At 66.8% G+C, this 14,354-nt stretch carries 13 protein-coding genes; 3 read left to right on the top strand and 10 right to left on the bottom strand.

From position 1 onward, the window contains the following. The first annotated feature begins 35 nt into the window (after positions 1 to 35). On the top strand, positions 36 to 968 hold the full coding sequence (locus I6I07_RS00660; RefSeq protein ID WP_198485351.1) for a hypothetical protein: 933 nt from the start codon (positions 36 to 38) through the stop codon (positions 966 to 968). Between the two features lie 5 nt (positions 969 to 973). On the opposite strand, the gene I6I07_RS00665 is transcribed toward I6I07_RS00660, so the two are convergent. Together I6I07_RS00665 and I6I07_RS00670 are read right to left on the bottom strand one after the other, a co-directional pair. After that, positions 974 to 1,588 (bottom strand): hypothetical protein, encoded by a 615-nt coding sequence (locus I6I07_RS00665; protein WP_198485352.1) that lies wholly within the window; start codon positions 1,586 to 1,588, stop codon positions 974 to 976. 199 nt (positions 1,589 to 1,787) lie between these two features. Next, positions 1,788 to 2,387, bottom strand: coding sequence for a nitroreductase family protein (locus tag I6I07_RS00670; protein ID WP_198485353.1), 600 nt, complete (start codon positions 2,385 to 2,387; stop codon positions 1,788 to 1,790). A gap of 372 nt (positions 2,388 to 2,759) precedes the next feature. On the opposite strand from I6I07_RS00670, the gene I6I07_RS00675 reads away from it, so the two are divergent. Further along, positions 2,760 to 3,575, top strand: coding sequence for an aminotransferase class IV family protein (locus tag I6I07_RS00675; protein ID WP_198485354.1), 816 nt, complete (start codon positions 2,760 to 2,762; stop codon positions 3,573 to 3,575). A 50-nt stretch (positions 3,576 to 3,625) separates the two neighbouring features. On the opposite strand, the gene I6I07_RS00680 is transcribed toward I6I07_RS00675, so the two are convergent. After that, entirely contained in the window at positions 3,626 to 5,269 is a 1,644-nt protein-coding gene (locus tag I6I07_RS00680) for a methyl-accepting chemotaxis protein (RefSeq protein WP_198485355.1), read from the bottom strand. Positions 5,270 to 5,571: 302 nt separating this feature from the next. Here I6I07_RS00680 and I6I07_RS00685 point away from each other — a divergent pair, with 302 nt between their 5' ends. After that, positions 5,572 to 5,877: a hypothetical protein gene (locus I6I07_RS00685; RefSeq protein ID WP_198485356.1), complete on the top strand. Its 306-nt coding sequence runs from the start codon at positions 5,572 to 5,574 to the stop codon at positions 5,875 to 5,877. A 147-nt stretch (positions 5,878 to 6,024) separates the two neighbouring features. On the opposite strand, the gene I6I07_RS00690 is transcribed toward I6I07_RS00685, so the two are convergent. The 7 genes from I6I07_RS00690 to I6I07_RS00720 form a co-directional block, all read right to left on the bottom strand. Beyond that, complete coding sequence (locus tag I6I07_RS00690) at positions 6,025 to 8,124, bottom strand: PhoX family protein (protein ID WP_198485357.1); 2,100 nt, start codon at positions 8,122 to 8,124, stop codon at positions 6,025 to 6,027. A 191-nt stretch (positions 8,125 to 8,315) separates the two neighbouring features. Continuing rightward, positions 8,316 to 9,542, bottom strand: a complete 1,227-nt coding sequence (locus I6I07_RS00695; protein WP_198485358.1) for a hypothetical protein — start codon at positions 9,540 to 9,542, stop codon at positions 8,316 to 8,318. 48 nt (positions 9,543 to 9,590) lie between these two features. Continuing rightward, entirely contained in the window at positions 9,591 to 10,082 is a 492-nt protein-coding gene (locus I6I07_RS00700; protein WP_198485359.1) for a hypothetical protein, read from the bottom strand. Between the two features lie 8 nt (positions 10,083 to 10,090). Beyond that, positions 10,091 to 10,831: a hypothetical protein gene (locus tag I6I07_RS00705; protein WP_198485360.1), complete on the bottom strand. Its 741-nt coding sequence runs from the start codon at positions 10,829 to 10,831 to the stop codon at positions 10,091 to 10,093. Between the two features lie 13 nt (positions 10,832 to 10,844). Continuing rightward, complete coding sequence (locus I6I07_RS00710; RefSeq protein ID WP_198485361.1) at positions 10,845 to 12,452, bottom strand: formylglycine-generating enzyme family protein; 1,608 nt, start codon at positions 12,450 to 12,452, stop codon at positions 10,845 to 10,847. Then, positions 12,442 to 13,656 (bottom strand): ABC transporter permease, encoded by a 1,215-nt coding sequence (locus I6I07_RS00715; RefSeq protein ID WP_198485362.1) that lies wholly within the window; start codon positions 13,654 to 13,656, stop codon positions 12,442 to 12,444. The genes I6I07_RS00710 and I6I07_RS00715 overlap by 11 nt, the downstream gene beginning before the upstream one ends. Continuing rightward, positions 13,653 to 14,354: an ABC transporter ATP-binding protein gene (locus I6I07_RS00720; RefSeq protein ID WP_198485363.1), complete on the bottom strand. Its 702-nt coding sequence runs from the start codon at positions 14,352 to 14,354 to the stop codon at positions 13,653 to 13,655. Before I6I07_RS00720 ends, I6I07_RS00715 begins: the two co-directional genes overlap by 4 nt.

Consider the following 14,354-nt stretch of genomic DNA (forward strand, 5'->3'; position numbering starts at 1 on the left):
TCCACTACCGCCTGGTTCATCGCCAGGCCACGCCGATGCGTATCCGCGCCGCTTTGCTGCTTTGCCCGCTGGTCCTCGCCCTGCACGCGCCGGCCGCCCTGGCCGACACCCGGGTGCAATCGCTGGACCAGGTTCCCGGCGCCATCAAGACGCAGGACGCCCGCAAGATGTACGACAGCCAGATGAGCGGCGCGCCCCGGCCCGACGGCCTGGGCACGCAGTTGCCGGCCGGCTTCAGCAGCGACTTCCTGCTCCAGCAACTGGCTCCCGGCCAGAACCCCAAGCGCCTGCTGGTGGCCGGCGCCAAGGCCTGGCCGCAGCGCCCCGGCGCCTACGTGGCGCTGGTGTGCCTGGCGGCCAGCGCCGAGCGCGCCGAACGGCTCAAGAAGTTCGGCGACGGCGACTGCAGCAGCCTGTCGCACGACGAGGACCGGACCGACGTCTGGGTCGGCGTCTTCGACTCGGCGCCCGGCGCCGCGCCCAGGCTGGTGGCGCGCACCGAATCTCCCGTGACCACGCCGACCGATTGGAGCGACACCGACATCGACCCGCCGATCGACCTGGCGATGCAGGATGCCGGCGCCCCGATGCTGTCCACCCCGGCCAGCTGGAAACGCTTCGACCTGGCGTCCTACAGGATTGCGCCCGACAACACCGCGTTCGGCCTGCGCGCCGGCTGGAGCGAGGGCTACTCGGGCGGCGGCGCCGACTTCGAGGCCCTGTATCTGTTCCGCATCGAGGGCGCGACGCTGGAAGTGGTGTTCGCCCGGCCCATGTCGTTCGTCAAATCCATCGCCGGCGACTGGAACCCCGATGGCACGCGCGAGCATGACGAATCCGACGCCAGCAATTCGCTGGTGATCCTGCCGGGCAAGACCGGCGGCTATTTCGACATCCAGCTGCGCCAGCAGGGTGGCAAGTGGAAGCGCACGTTCAAGTGGTCGGCGCAGAAGCAGGCCTACGAATAGGCGTCTCAGGCCGCATCCACATAATTCGGTTTGCCGCCCAGGAACTTCAGCAATTCCTCGGGCTGGCTGACCTGCGCCAGCGGAATGAAATACACCTCGTCCGGCACATCCTGGCGTTGCACCGGAATGATCTGCAGATAATCCGGCGTCAGCGCCATCAGTTCGATCTTGTCGTTTTCATATTCGGACTCGAAATGGCTGCCATTCTGGTCCAGCACGAAACGGTCCGGATAGAAGCGCGCCGATCCCTTCAGGCTCGCGGCGCCCTTGAAAATGGTCTTGCGGATCATGCGCTTGAGCACCCACTTCGGCGTCGGCTGGCCATTGCCCAGGCCCTTGACGATGCGGCGGGTCTTGGCGGCGGCGATGAAGCTCAGCGCCATCAGCAGCATCACGCTGGCGAAGACCGCCGTGTGCGCGCCGACCTTGCCGGTGGTCAGCTTCTCGATGCCGACGATGACGATGGACGCCAGGAACGACCCGTGGCGTATCCAGGTCCAGGTGCGCGTGGCCGCGTTGACCACGTCGGCGGCGCGCTGGCGCTGCGCCAGCAGATGGGCTTCCAGCGTCTCGAGGGGCAGGTCGTAGTCGGCTTGGCTGATGGGTACGGCGTCGGTCACGGCAGGGCCTTTCTTGGATACGGACAAAACCCCGGATTATGCCTGCCCGCCGTGCGCCCGGCCCCTGGCCCTGCCCGCGCACCCACGGCCCACGGGTTTTCCCGCCCCGTGCCAGGGGGATACTAGCCATGAAAAAACCCGCAGGTCCCATGACGGGGACGTGCGGGTTTTTCGATCCGGGCGCCAGGCGCCCGCCGGATCAACCGATCACGCGGAAGCGTTCGGCGTCGTCCATGAAGCCCTTGTCGCCGAAGCCGTTTTCGTTCGAGCCGAACGGCATCTGCGCGCGCAGCTTCCAGCTGGCGGGGATGTTCCACTCACGCGCCACGGCGGCGTCGATCAGCGGGTTGTAGTGCTGCAGGCTGGCGCCCACGCCGGCGTTGGCCAGCGCGGTCCAGACCGACAGCTGGGCCATGCCGCCCGCCTGCTCCGACCACACGGGGAAGTTGTCGGCGTACAGCGCGAATTTCTCTTGCAGGCTGCGCACCACGTCCTGGTCTTCGAAGAACAGCACGGTGCCGACGCCGGCGGCAAAGCTCTTGAGCTTGGCTTCGGTCTTGTCGAAACCTTCGGCCGGGGCGACCTTGCGCACTTCCTCGATGGCCAGGTTCCACAGCTTGTCGCTTTCGGCGCCAAACAGGACCACGGCACGCGAGCTCTGCGAATTGAACGACGAGGGGCTGTGCTTGATCGCTTCCTGGATCAGGGACGCCAGTTCCTCTTTCGAGGCGGACAGGTTGCGGCCCAGCGAATATTGCGTACGGCGCTTCTTCAGTGCGTCGAGGTATGCGTTGCTCATGAGGATATGCCTTTCGACTGGTAGATAGAGGGTAAGGAGTGAGCAAATTCTACTGGCCGATGCCGCGAGCGGCCACCTTTCCGGGCCATAAAACGGCGCTTTTTCCCGGAACAAACTGTTCCAGTTTTGTAGCGAATGGCACTCGACGCAGAGGATGGCGCACCGATTCGCCTGGCGTGCCCCGCGCCCTCGGCCCCCTCCCCGATCGCGTCGATCTTCAAGTCCTGCTTGAAGATCGGTTGAAAATCATTCGTTTCCCAGGCCCGCCGCGAACGGGGATAGTGCCCGCACCGGACAGGCCTTGCGCCTCGATCCCGATCCTTCGCCCCCGCCGGCAATCCGCGGCGCGGCGGCCTTTCCTGGAGACTTCCCATGCCGGCAGACGCCGATTCCTTTGTCGTTCAACTCGACGGCCAGGCCGCCACCCAGGCGGACCTGGCGCCGCTGGCGTTCGCCGGCTACGCGCACTTCACGGCGCTGCAGGTGCGCGATCGCCGCGTGCGTGGCCTGGACCTGCACCTGCGGCGGTTGCGGACCGCCTCGCAAGCCCTCTTCGGCCAGGCCTTGCCGGACGAGGAGATCCGCGCCCGCCTGCGCGCGGCGATCCAGGCAGGACCGGCCGACCAGTCGCTGACCGCCACGCTCTATTCGCCCGCGGGCGAATTCACCGTGGCCGGCCCGGACGCGCGGCCGCGGGTATTGGTGCGCACCGGTCCGCCCGCTGGCGGGCCGGCCGGTCCGCTGGCGCTGGCCACGGTCGCGCACGAACGCCTGGTGCCGGCGGTCAAGCACGTCGGCGAAGCCGCCAAGACCTATTACCTGCGGCAGGCCGCCGGGGCCGGCTACGACGATGTCGCGTTCGTCGACCGCCAGGGCCGCCTGAGCGAGGCGTCGATCTGGAACCTGGCGTTCTGGGATGGCGAAGCGGTGGTGTGGCCCGAGGCCGACATGCTCATCGGCACCACCATGGGCATGGTGCAACGGCAGTTGGCGCGGATGGGCGTGCCACAGCGAACCCGCCCGATCGCTCCCGCCGACGTCGCCGGGCTGCAAGGCGCGGCGGTCATGAACTCGTGGACGCCGGGCATCGCGGTCAGCCGGGTGGCCGACATCGCCCTGCCTCCGGCGCACGCCTTCATCGAACGGTTGCACCGCGCCTACCAGGCCGAGCCGCTGGCAGACGTGTAGCGCGCCCGGCCATGCATCGTTGCCGCCACGCGCCGGCGGCGGCGATGCAATCAGGCCGGCAACAGCCGTCCGTTGCCCGCGGGCGCGATACGCCCAACCGCCATGACGCCCGCGCCACCGACGCGGAACGCCGAGACCGCCTGCCGCAGGTCCGCGGCCTGCTCGCGCAGCGCTTCGGCGCCGGCCGAGGCTTCCTCGACGCGTTGCGCGTTCTTCTGCGTGTCCTCGTCCAGTTGCGCGATGACCCGCGCCACGTGCTCGATGCGCCCGGTCTGCTCGACCGAGGCCTGCACGATGCCGTGCATGGTCGCCGTGGTCTGGGTGATCGAGTCCAGGATCAGGTCCATGGTCTGCCCCGCGGCGCCGACGCGCTCGACGCCCTGGCGCACGGTGTCGGCCGACTGGCTGATCAGCGTGTTGATCTCCTTGGCCGCGGTGGCCGAGCGCTGCGCCAGCGAGCGCACTTCGCTGGCGACCACGGCGAAGCCCTTGCCCTGCTCGCCCGCCCGCGCCGCCTCGACCGCGGCGTTCAACGCCAGGATGTTGGTCTGGAACGCGATGCCTTCGATCACCGACGTGATCTCGGAAATCTGCGCCGATGCCTTCGACAGGTGCTCCATGGTGTCGACCACGGCATGCATGGTCTGGCTGCCCTGGCGCGCGGCGTCCATGGCCTGGCCCGCCATCACGCCGGCCTCTTGCGCCTCGTGTGCGTTGCGCTTGACCGCGCCAGTCAGTTCTTCCATCGAGTCGGCCGTCTGGCGCAGGGCGCGGGCCTCGTCGCTGGTGCGGGCCGACAGGTCGGCATTGCCTTCGGCCAGCTGCACGCTCACCACCGACACCGCGTCGGCATGCTGGCGCACCCCGCCGACCACCGAGGCCAGGTTGCGCTGCATCCCCGCCAGCGTTGCCAGGATGCTGCTGTCGTCACCCGGCTTGACCGCGATCGGGCTGGCCAGGTCGCCGGCGCTGACCGATTGCGCGATGCGCTTGAGCGCCGCCGGTTCCGCACCCAGCGCGCGGGTGATGCGGCGGGCGATCAGCCAGGCCAGGCCCGCGCCCAACAGGATGGCCACGCCGGTCAAGGCCAGCATCAGTTGCTGGAAGTCGATCCCCACGCGCCGCGCCATGTCGCTCTGGTCCTTCATCAGGCGCTCTTCCAGGTCGATCATGCGGTTGATGGCCGCCAGCCACTGCACGAACAACGGCCGGGCCTGATCCAGCAAGGGCCGCGCCTGCGCCGCGTCGCCCCGTTCCAGCGCCGCCAGCAGACGCTGCACCACGGGCAACGTGCGCGTCTCGACGTCCTTGATGCCGGCCAGCGTCTCGCGTTCCTGGTCCGACACCTCGGCGCCCTGGACGAACAGGGCATCCATCGGCACGGCCGCCTCGTCGTACTGGCGCTTCAGGCGCTCGATGTCGGCCGCCAGCGCGCGCAGCTCGGCGGGATTGGCCAGCACGGCGTCGCGCAGCGCGATGGAACGGTCATGGACGCTGCCGCGGAAGGTGATGGCGTAGCGCTGCTTGACGCCATGGACGTCGTTGATCGCGCTGAGCGCGCCATTCATGCGGTTCACCTGGGTAATGCCAACCACGGTCAACAGCACCATCAGGCAGAGAACCACGGTGAATCCGAGCATGATCAGGCCGCCCGTGCTGCGCAGGGTGCGTGAGGGGGAATGGGAGTCCTGCATGAAACCTCCTGCGGCAGCCGGCCGGGCCGGGCAATGCCTATTTGATTAATTAAATATAACTATTAAATACGTATAGTTAATTATATATAACTATTGTTGCAAGAAAAAGCCTCGTCCATGGCGTGAACGCCCTTGCTGGCCGGCGGTGTACGTGCAGGGTGGACGAAGCAGATGGGGCGGATATTCCCGCCGGCGCGCTCGGCGAGCCCGCGAAGGCCAACACCTTCGGTGCGGGACAGGCAGGTTCCGGACCCGGCGCATCGATGTCAGACTAGACGCGTGCCCACCCGGAGACTCCCCCGATGCTGAAAGACCGACGATTCCAGATATGGCTTGCCGTGTTCATCGTGATCACGGGCTGGCACGTCGCCCTGCTCTGGCCCAGGAGCGCCGAGTATCCGTCCATCGGCGGCGGCGGCTACGATCTCTCGAACTTCGTCTACACCCTGACCTTGCTGGCGTTCACGGGGCTATGGTCGCTGATCGCGGTGCTGATCGGCATGGCGCGGCGCGATGCCCTGGCGGCCAGGCGCGCGAACGGGCTGGCGGCGGTGGGCGCGATCACCTTCGTCGTGGCCGCCATCGCCTTCGGCGGCCATCTGCGATAGCGGCCGCCCGCGCTCGCGCGCCGTCCCCGCCCAATGGCGGGCATGATGCGCGCGCAAGAAAAAGCCGGCGCACAAGGCGCCGGCCGAAACTTCACCAGGCATGCCGGCGGCCACGGGACAGGCCCGGGTCCGCCGACTCATGCGGCATCAGGTGCCGACCGCGGTCCCGTCCTGCTTCCAGATCACCACCGTGGCCGGACGCGGCCGGCTGGCGGTGGCATCGTCGGGCCACTTCGAGGCCATCAGCGGATTGTTCTGCGCATCCGTCACGCTCGGGCCTTCGCCCGGGTGCTGGATGTTGATGAACAGGAACTTCTGGTCGGGCGTCCAGGTCAGGCCGGTCACTTCGCAACCGACCGGGCCGGTCATGAAGCGGCGGATCTCCTTGGTGGCCGGGTTGGCCACCAGCATCTGGTTGTTGCCCTGGCCGGCGTAGACGCCGGTGTTGGAGTAGTTGCCGTCCGTCTCGATCCACAGCAGGCCGCGCTTGTCGAAGGCCAGGCCGTCCGGGCTGTTGAAGGTGTTGTCGGCGGTGACGTTGGCCGAGCCGCTGCGCAGGTCGGTGCGCGGATACAGCGTGGGGTTGCCGGCCAGCACGAAGATGTCCCACTCGAAGGTCAGCGACGCCGGGTCGCCGTTCTTCTCGCGCCAGCGCACGATCTGGCCGTACTGGTTGCCGGTGCGGGGGTTGGCGTCGTTGGCGCCCGGGTGATTGGGGCCGCCCGGATAGCGGGCGCTGCCGCTGCCGCGCGAGCTGTTGTTGGTCAGCGTGACGTAGGCTTCGCGGGTGGTCGGGTGGGTGGTGATCCACTCGGGCCGGTCCATCGGCGTCGCGCCCACCGCGTCGGCGGCCTGGCGCGTCTTGACCAGCAGTTCGCCCATGTCCTGGTTGAACAGCGCGCCCAGCGTGCCGCCGGCCTGCGCCGGCGTGTCGAGCTTGAGCGGGATCCATTCGCCCACGCCCATGGCGTCGCCCTGCGCGGCGCCGTCCAGGAAGCGCGCGACGTACAGCGTGCCACGGTCCAGCAGCAGGCGGTTCAGCGCCGGGCGAGCCGGATCGTACTTGCCGTCGGACACGAACTTGTAGATGTACTCGCTGACCTGGTCATCGCCCATGTAGACCACCACGCGCTTGTCGTCGGCCAGCGTCATCGCGGCGTTCTCGTGCTTGAAGCGGCCCAGCGCGGTCAGCTTCTTGGGCGTGGAATTCGGATCGAACGGATCGATCTCGACCACCCAGCCGCAGCGGTTGTATTCATTGGGCTCCTGCGCCCAGTTGAAGCGGTTGTCGTAGTGGTCCCAGCGGTACGAGCTGCTGGAGGTCTTGCCCGAGCCCTTGTAGCGCTCCATGTGCGCCTGGTATTCGGCATCGGGGTAGTTCACCGTGGCCGGGTCGGCCGTGCCGACGCCGAAGTAGTCGGTGAAGTTCTCTTCGCACGTCAGGTACGTGCTCCACAGCGTGTAGCCGTTGCCGCAGTTGCCGAAGGTGCCGAAGCAGCGCGTGCCCGACGGGTCGGCGTTGGTGCGCACCAGGCGGTTGCCCGCGGCCGGGCCGACCAGCTGCATGGCGACGTTGGCGTTGACGCTGCGGTTGAACGGCGAATCCAGCACCGCTTCCCACTTGCCGTTGGCCAGGCGCAGGTGGCGCACCGACACGCCGTGCGCGTGCTGCGACTTGCGCACCCAGTCCAGGTTCCACTGCGCGTTGCCGGGCTGCACGCCGACGGGGTAGAAGTATTCCGGCGTGGTGTATTCGTGGTTGGTGACCATCAGGCCTTCCACGCTGCTGCCGTTGACGCTGTCGCTGCCGTCGATCGGGAAGAAGTGCATGCCATCGTGGTTGTAGCCTAGCTGGCGAGCCTGGTCGTCGCCGCCGTTGCTGGCGTCGGCCTTGAACGCCGGTGCGCCGGTGAAGAGCGGATCGCCCCAGCGGCTGATCACGGCGAACTGGTAGCCCTCGGGGACCACCACGGTGTCGGCGGTGCTGATGGGCACGGCCTTGAAATTGAGCTCGACCGGCTTGGCGGGCGTCTCGCCGCCCGGGTTGGTGCCCGGATTGCCATTGGACGAATCATCATCGTCATCGCCGCCACAGGCCGTCAGGCCCGCGCCCATGAATCCGACTGCGCCGGCGCCCAGGCCAGCCTTGAGGAAGCCGCGGCGCGACACGGCGCGTCGCACCACTTCGTTGAAATGCGGTGCCGTGGAGGGGTTGGACGGGATGTCGTCCTGGTCCGAAGAACTCATCAGTTTTCCTGTCATTGTCACTGTTGTTGACTGGCTCACCCTCGACCCAGCCTGCCGGCATGATCGCTGTCGAAGATGACGGTCTAATAACAGCTAAATGAAAGGTTTGATGCAAACGTCGGCCCCAAGGCCCAGGGCGCCGACGCCACCCTCGGGACGATGGCGCACGCGCGGCGCCTGAAGCCGGCCGGCTATTTCGCCGCGCCCCCTCCGCCCAGCATCTTCGATGCCTCCTTTGACAGATCGACTTCCTTCAAATTGGGATCCCTGTTGCCCCAGACATAGGCTCCCACACGGCGCTGCCCGACCAGGCAGTCCGCCACCGACTCTGAAGTGCTGTAGTCCACGATATTGATCCGCAAGCGGGGTTTGGCCTGCAGCAGCTGTTTCACGACCGAGCAGATATTCGCCCCGCAGGTATCCTCGCCGCCGATGAATGCGAACAGCAGGGCGTCACGCTTGACCCCGTCCACGGAAGCCGCCGCCATCTTCAGGCTCTCGGCCACACTCGATCTGCCTTGGGGCTGCGCGCCCTGCACAATCCGCACCAGATCGGTGCGCCTGGCCACCGGAAAGGCGCCATGCGCCAGCGGTGGACGGCACTCGCCCTCGGGAAATGTGATGAGTTGAGTCACGGTGTCCTTGGGCAGAACGGCGACAATCCGCTGGATCTCATTGCGAATGATGGTTATCTGCGAACGCCCGCTACGGCCATTCGCCAGGTTTTTCATGCGCTCCCCGGTTTCCATGACAAGCACCAATTCCGTAGGCCAGGTGGAATCACGAGCCGGCTCCGGCTTGGGTTTAGGCGGCGGTTCCGGCTTCGGTTCGGGTTTCGGTTCGGGCTTGGGTTCAGGCGCTGGCTCCGGCGCCACGACGGGCGGCGGTACGACGGGCGGCGGCACCGGCTGGCGGTGCCACCACCACAGGGCGGCCAGGATCGCCGCCAGCAAGAGCAAGCCCGCGAGCGCGATCCAGCGCCAACGGGTCGGAGGCGGCGCCACGACGGGAGGTGGCGGCGGCGGCGCGTCGCGCATCCGGACCAGCAGGCGCCCGTCGACGTCATACAGGTGCTCCAGCACCGGCGCGGTCCGCAACGCCTGGATCTGCCCGGCCTGGTCCGCCAAGCCGCGCGCGCGCATGGCTTCGATCAGGCCGTCGAGCGTGGCCAGGTGCGCATCATAGGCCCGCAGCAACGCCTGCTGGGCGTCGCCGCTCAAGGCGGCATAGGGCTTCACCATCCCCTGCTGCGACGTCCACCATTCGAGCACGCCGTCGTCCCCCAGGCGAGGGATGGCGTACACCGCCGCGACGCCCGGAGCGAAATGTTTGCGGATCAGCGCGATCCGCTCACCGTAGGCGCCGGACAGCGACGCCTCCGACATGCTCACCTGGGGATCTCGAAGAAAGCGTTGCATGGCGATATCTCGAATATTGGACGCGACAGTACGTGGCGGTGCTTCTGGTTACTTCACGAGATCCAGGCTCTTTTGCAGTTTGTAGACCTCGGCCTGCTTGGCCTTGATCTGCGCCGCCAGCGCGGCATCCGAGGCCTTGACGTTGATCGGCGTCTTCAACGTTTTTTCGGATTGCGCCAATTGCCGCTTGAGCTCCTCGTTGTCCCGCGACTTGGCCCGGGCCTGCGCCAGCAACTGCTCCACCGAAGCCGTCAAGGCGTCACGCGCCCGCGTCTTTTCCGCCAGGGACTTGCCGATGGCCGCCTGCTGCGCCTCGAGGTCGGCCAGCACCTGCCGGGCTTGCGCGTTCTCGGCCTGCGCGGCGCGGACCTCGTCCTCGCGTTGCGCCACGTGCTTGCCGTAGCCGCCGCCGATGTCGCAGTTCATCTTGGTGATGAAGCCGGCATCGCGATTCGAGGGATCGCAATCCGCCGCGGTCGTCGCGCAGCCGGACAACACCGCCAGCGCAATCGCCGGCGCGACCAATCGGATTCGCATCATCACGTCTTTCATGCCCTCTGGTCCCCGAGATCGATGGCGCCGCGCAAGGCGAAGTAGCTGTCGGCTTCCTGGTTCAGCTTCGCGATCTTGTCGTCCAGTTCCGCGAGCTGCTTCTGCATTTCCTCGGTGTCGCGGGTACTGCCGCCGGTCTTGGCGCCGACCTCGCGATACTGCTTCACCAGGTTGTTCATATTGTTCAGATCACTCTTGATGACCTTGATGTTGGCGTCGATCCGCGCCAGATCGGTCCGGGCGGTGGCCTGGACCAGGGTCTTGGCCTTGATGGCGGACTGGATCTGCTCCAACCGGAACTTGTCATCGGTCATCACGGCGGTGATCGAATAGCCGCGGTTCTGCACCTTCTGCGTATCGGCCTTGATGTCGTTGCTCATGGCCAGGAGCTGGTCGGACGTGTTCTTGTACTGATCACGACGCACGTCCAGATAATAGTTGGCGCCCATCGCCACGCCGCAGGCCGCAATGGCGCCACCGATCGCGGACTCCGCCTTCTTGTCCTTGCTTCCCGCCAGCAGGCCCAGCGCCAGGCCGGCGGCCATGCCGAGCATGCAGGCCTGCAAGCCCGACTGGCTGAAGAACTTCGCATCGCTGCCCTGCGTCAGGCGGGGATCCGGCTGGGCGCCTTTATTGAGGAAAGAGCTGCCCGTGCTGGCGCACCCGCTGATCGCCAGCGTACTGGCCATCAAGAAGACAACGGGGATACGTTTCCATCTATGCGTGAAAAAAGACATGGGATCTCCTTGATTATTTATTGACGGCAATGCACGAATCCAGCCACGCCGAGCGATCGATCTTCTTGTCGCCCAGATACGCTTTCTGATGGGTCCAATAGGCGACCAGATAGGGCCGCAGGCCATTGAGCTGTTTGTTCTGCTCGAACATCTTGTCCAGCACGGGAACCTGGCGGGCCAGGTTTTCCTGGCCATACAGCGTCGCGGCGTCGACCAGGCTGCTGGCGTAATACTGCGTCACCCCGTCCACCCGACGCTCATGGCTCGAGAGCAACTGCTTGCGGCGTTCGCAGGTCGCGTCGAATTTGCCGTCTTCGCACGTGGATTTGTAGACCTCGCGCAGGAAATTCCGGTGCTCGCCGTCGTCCTTGAGCTTGGTGCAGAGGAAGGCGCCCAGATTCAGGCTGGCGCGGATCGCCTGGTCGCGCGCCTCCTCCTGCTGTTGGTTGCTGGCGCGCAGCTTGCCCTCCAATCCGGCCAGCTGCTCCTTCAGCTTCTTGTCCGTGACCGTGCCGGCCAGCGTGTTCAGCTCGTTCACGGCGGAGGTCCCCTTCTTCGAAGGGTCCGAGGACACGTGGCCATCGCCCAATTTCTTGTAGCTTTCCTCCAGCGCCTTGACGTGCTTGGCGGAAGTCATCTCGCGCGAGGTGATCACCCAGCGAAAGCCCACCGTCTTTTCCTTGATCTCGCCGCTCTCGTCGTAGAGATTGCCCTCGCGCCGCAACGCCGCGCGCAGATCCGATTCCGGCTGCATGTAATCCGACCCGCGGATCACATAACTGCCAGCGGCCCCGTACTGGCGGTCGAACTTGTTGAGCCGGAACGCATCCAGCGTCATTTCGGCGACGTTGCCCAGCATGTCGTGCAGGCCCAGCGGATTGGGCAGCAACACGCCGATCCGGTTGACCTTGCCGTTGGACGATTGCGTCCCGCCGAACCATTCGTACTGATTGACCTTGCCTTCCGGCATGGGATAGCGCGGTTCGGCGAACTGGGCGGCGTCCACCTTGATGCCGCCGCGCGCCGCGAATTCCCATTCGACCTCGGTCGGCAGGCGCACGAAGCCGGTCACGCCGTCTTCCTTGGGCAGGATGTCCCTGGCGTGCTGGCGCAGCCAGACGTTGTACAAGTGCGCCGTCCGCAATGCATCGAACCAGTTGGCATCGGTGGCCGGAAAGCGGCCGTCGGCGTCTTCCGGATTCGGGCACTTCGCCGCCTCGCCGCCGCCCAGGGTGGACAGGGCCAGGTACTGAGTCGTCGTCAACTCGTACTTGGCCATCAGGTAATAGCTGGACTTGGACTTCTTGTCCGCGCCGGCCTCGGTGAACCCGCCGGCGATGAACGCCGGGCGGCTCTTTTCGACGAAGGAGTACGCCCCGCCCTCCTGCCCTACCTGGATGGGGAGATCGACCAGCGGCCCTCCCACCGGCACCACCACTTTCCTGAAGACGATCGCGCCGTCGCAAGGCAGCGGCAGCACGATGTCGCCGTCCGCGGGCTTGGGGTTGTAGAAGCGCGCATCCCATTTCGGCGCGGGCGCGGGCGCGGCCACCGCCGCTTGGCACGCCGGCAACGCCAGCAGGGCCAGAACAGTCCAACGGACCAGCAGTTCAGATTTCACGCAGACTCTCCGCGGGTTGAATACGTTTGGCATTGATCGCGCCGGCCAACGACGCCAGCAGGGCCACGCCGAGGGCCAGCATGAACGCCAGCACGCCGTGCAAGGGCGTGATCTGGCTCGCGAACTGTCCCGACGCGCTCACGCCATGGAGCAGGTTGTTGAACGCCGCGCTGCCCAGGGCATAGACCAGCAGCCCCACGCCCATGGCCACCACGGTCAACGCGATCGCCTGCATCGCCAGCAAGGCGGCGATCGCTCCGCTTCCCAGGCCCAGCAGGCGCAAGGTCGCGATGTCGCGCCGCTTGCGCCGGACATTGGCCAGGAACGCGCCCGCCAACGCCGCCACGCAACCCAGGATCGCGGTGATGGAAATGACACTGAACACCGTCGTCAGCAACTGGTTGACGGCCTTGACGTTGCGGATCTCGGCCAGCCGGCTGCTGGTCTCGATGCGCTGGTCGACCAGGCTTTTCTCCAGGCTTTCGACGGCGTCCAGGTCGCGGGCATACACCCGCGCACGCGCAAAGCGCACCCCTGCCTCGGCCATGGGCCGGCCATCGACCGCCCCCATCGACGCGACCGCGTATCCGTCCCGGTACCACTCCATGTCCCGCAGCAGGCCGGGCGAGACGAAGGCGCCCGCGCGCTCATAGGCGCGCCCCGGCAACACCGCGACGACGGAAAGCGCCACCACCGCCTGCTGATTCACGCCGTTCAGGCGACGGGCGATCCGCATGCGCAGCGTGCTGCCGGGCTGGACCTCCAGGCGCTGCGCGGCCTGCGCGCTGAATACCACGCCTGCGCCGCCAAGCGTCGACACGTCCACGCCCTCCAGCAGGGGGTCGCCGACGGCGGTGGGCAGCACTTCCACGTTTTCCAGGAACCGGTTGGCGCTGTGGATGAAGTCCGCCTGGGTATTCAGCGAACGAGTCATGCCCACCACGAAACCCGCATCCGGCCGCTGCGCCACTTCGTCGATCCAGGCCTGGTCGTAGCTGCCGCTGCTGAGCATGCGGATCTCCAGGTTGCGCGGATCCCGCATCAGCTCGTCCTGCATGGCGCTGACCACACCGTGCTTCAGGCCGAAAAGCAGCAGCAGCGGCGCGATCACCGCCACCAGCGTGGCAACCATGCAGAGGGTCACGAGACGGTCGTGCCAAAGATCCCGGCCAGCCAGCCGGGCGATCTGCCATGCGCGTGTCATGGCGCGTCCTGTTTGCCGAAAGTGCTCAGGCCAGGTTGCAGCGCCGGCGCCAGGCAAGGCAGGCCGAACTTGCGCACCAGATCCCAGTCGTGCGAAACGATCAGGGTGGCCATGCGCGCGTCACGCGCCAGGTCGATGAACAGCTGGAACAGCCGTTGCGCATTGTCCGGATCCAGTGCCGAGGTCGGCTCGTCGGCCAGCAGGACATCCGGATCATGCGACAGCGCGCGCACGACCGCGGCGCGTTGTCGCTCGCCGATCGACAATTGGGCGGGTTTCTTTTCCAGCAATCCCCGCAGGGACAGGACATCGATCGCGTGTTCCACCCGGCCTCCATCGGCCCGCAGGCCGAGCAGGCGGCGCGGCAACAGGATGTTCTCGCGCACCGACAGGTACGGCAACAGCCCGCCGGTCTGCAGCACAAAACCGATCTTCGCGGCGCGCAGGGCAGCCAGGGCGGAGTCGTCCTTGCGGGCCCACAACGCCGCGACATCGGTCGTGCCGTTCAGCGTGTAGGCCTGGACCCGCGATGGCGTCAGGAGCAGGCCGATACCCTCCAGCAGGGTGCTCTTGCCGCAGCCGCTGCTTCCCACGACCGCAAGCACGTCGCCGCGCGCCAGGCGCAGCGCGGGCAGACGGACCTCGTAAGCGGCCTCGCCTTGCCCCCGTCGCAAACGCAGATCATCGATAGCCAGCAT

It is taken from the genome of Achromobacter deleyi (assembly GCF_016127315.1).
In the GTDB taxonomy this organism is placed as follows: domain Bacteria; phylum Pseudomonadota; class Gammaproteobacteria; order Burkholderiales; family Burkholderiaceae_B; genus Achromobacter; species Achromobacter insuavis_A.

Excerpts from the sequence above, each read along its gene's own strand:
- I6I07_RS00705 (WP_198485360.1), bottom strand. The coding sequence starts at position 10,831 with ATGTCTTTTTTCACGCATAGATGGAAACGTATCCCCGTTGTCTTCTTG.
- I6I07_RS00685 (WP_198485356.1), top strand. The coding sequence starts at position 5,572 with ATGCTGAAAGACCGACGATTCCAGATATGGCTTGCCGTGTTCATCGTG.
- I6I07_RS00680 (WP_198485355.1), bottom strand. The coding sequence starts at position 5,269 with ATGCAGGACTCCCATTCCCCCTCACGCACCCTGCGCAGCACGGGCGGC.
- I6I07_RS00670 (WP_198485353.1), bottom strand. The coding sequence starts at position 2,387 with ATGAGCAACGCATACCTCGACGCACTGAAGAAGCGCCGTACGCAATAT.
- I6I07_RS00700 (WP_198485359.1), bottom strand. The coding sequence starts at position 10,082 with ATGATGCGAATCCGATTGGTCGCGCCGGCGATTGCGCTGGCGGTGTTG.
- I6I07_RS00695 (WP_198485358.1), bottom strand. The coding sequence starts at position 9,542 with ATGCAACGCTTTCTTCGAGATCCCCAGGTGAGCATGTCGGAGGCGTCG.
- I6I07_RS00720 (WP_198485363.1), bottom strand. The coding sequence starts at position 14,354 with ATGCTGGCTATCGATGATCTGCGTTTGCGACGGGGGCAAGGCGAGGCC.
- I6I07_RS00675 (WP_198485354.1), top strand. The coding sequence starts at position 2,760 with ATGCCGGCAGACGCCGATTCCTTTGTCGTTCAACTCGACGGCCAGGCC.
- I6I07_RS00715 (WP_198485362.1), bottom strand. The coding sequence starts at position 13,656 with ATGACACGCGCATGGCAGATCGCCCGGCTGGCTGGCCGGGATCTTTGG.
- I6I07_RS00660 (WP_198485351.1), top strand. The coding sequence starts at position 36 with ATGCGTATCCGCGCCGCTTTGCTGCTTTGCCCGCTGGTCCTCGCCCTG.
- I6I07_RS00690 (WP_198485357.1), bottom strand. The coding sequence starts at position 8,124 with ATGAGTTCTTCGGACCAGGACGACATCCCGTCCAACCCCTCCACGGCA.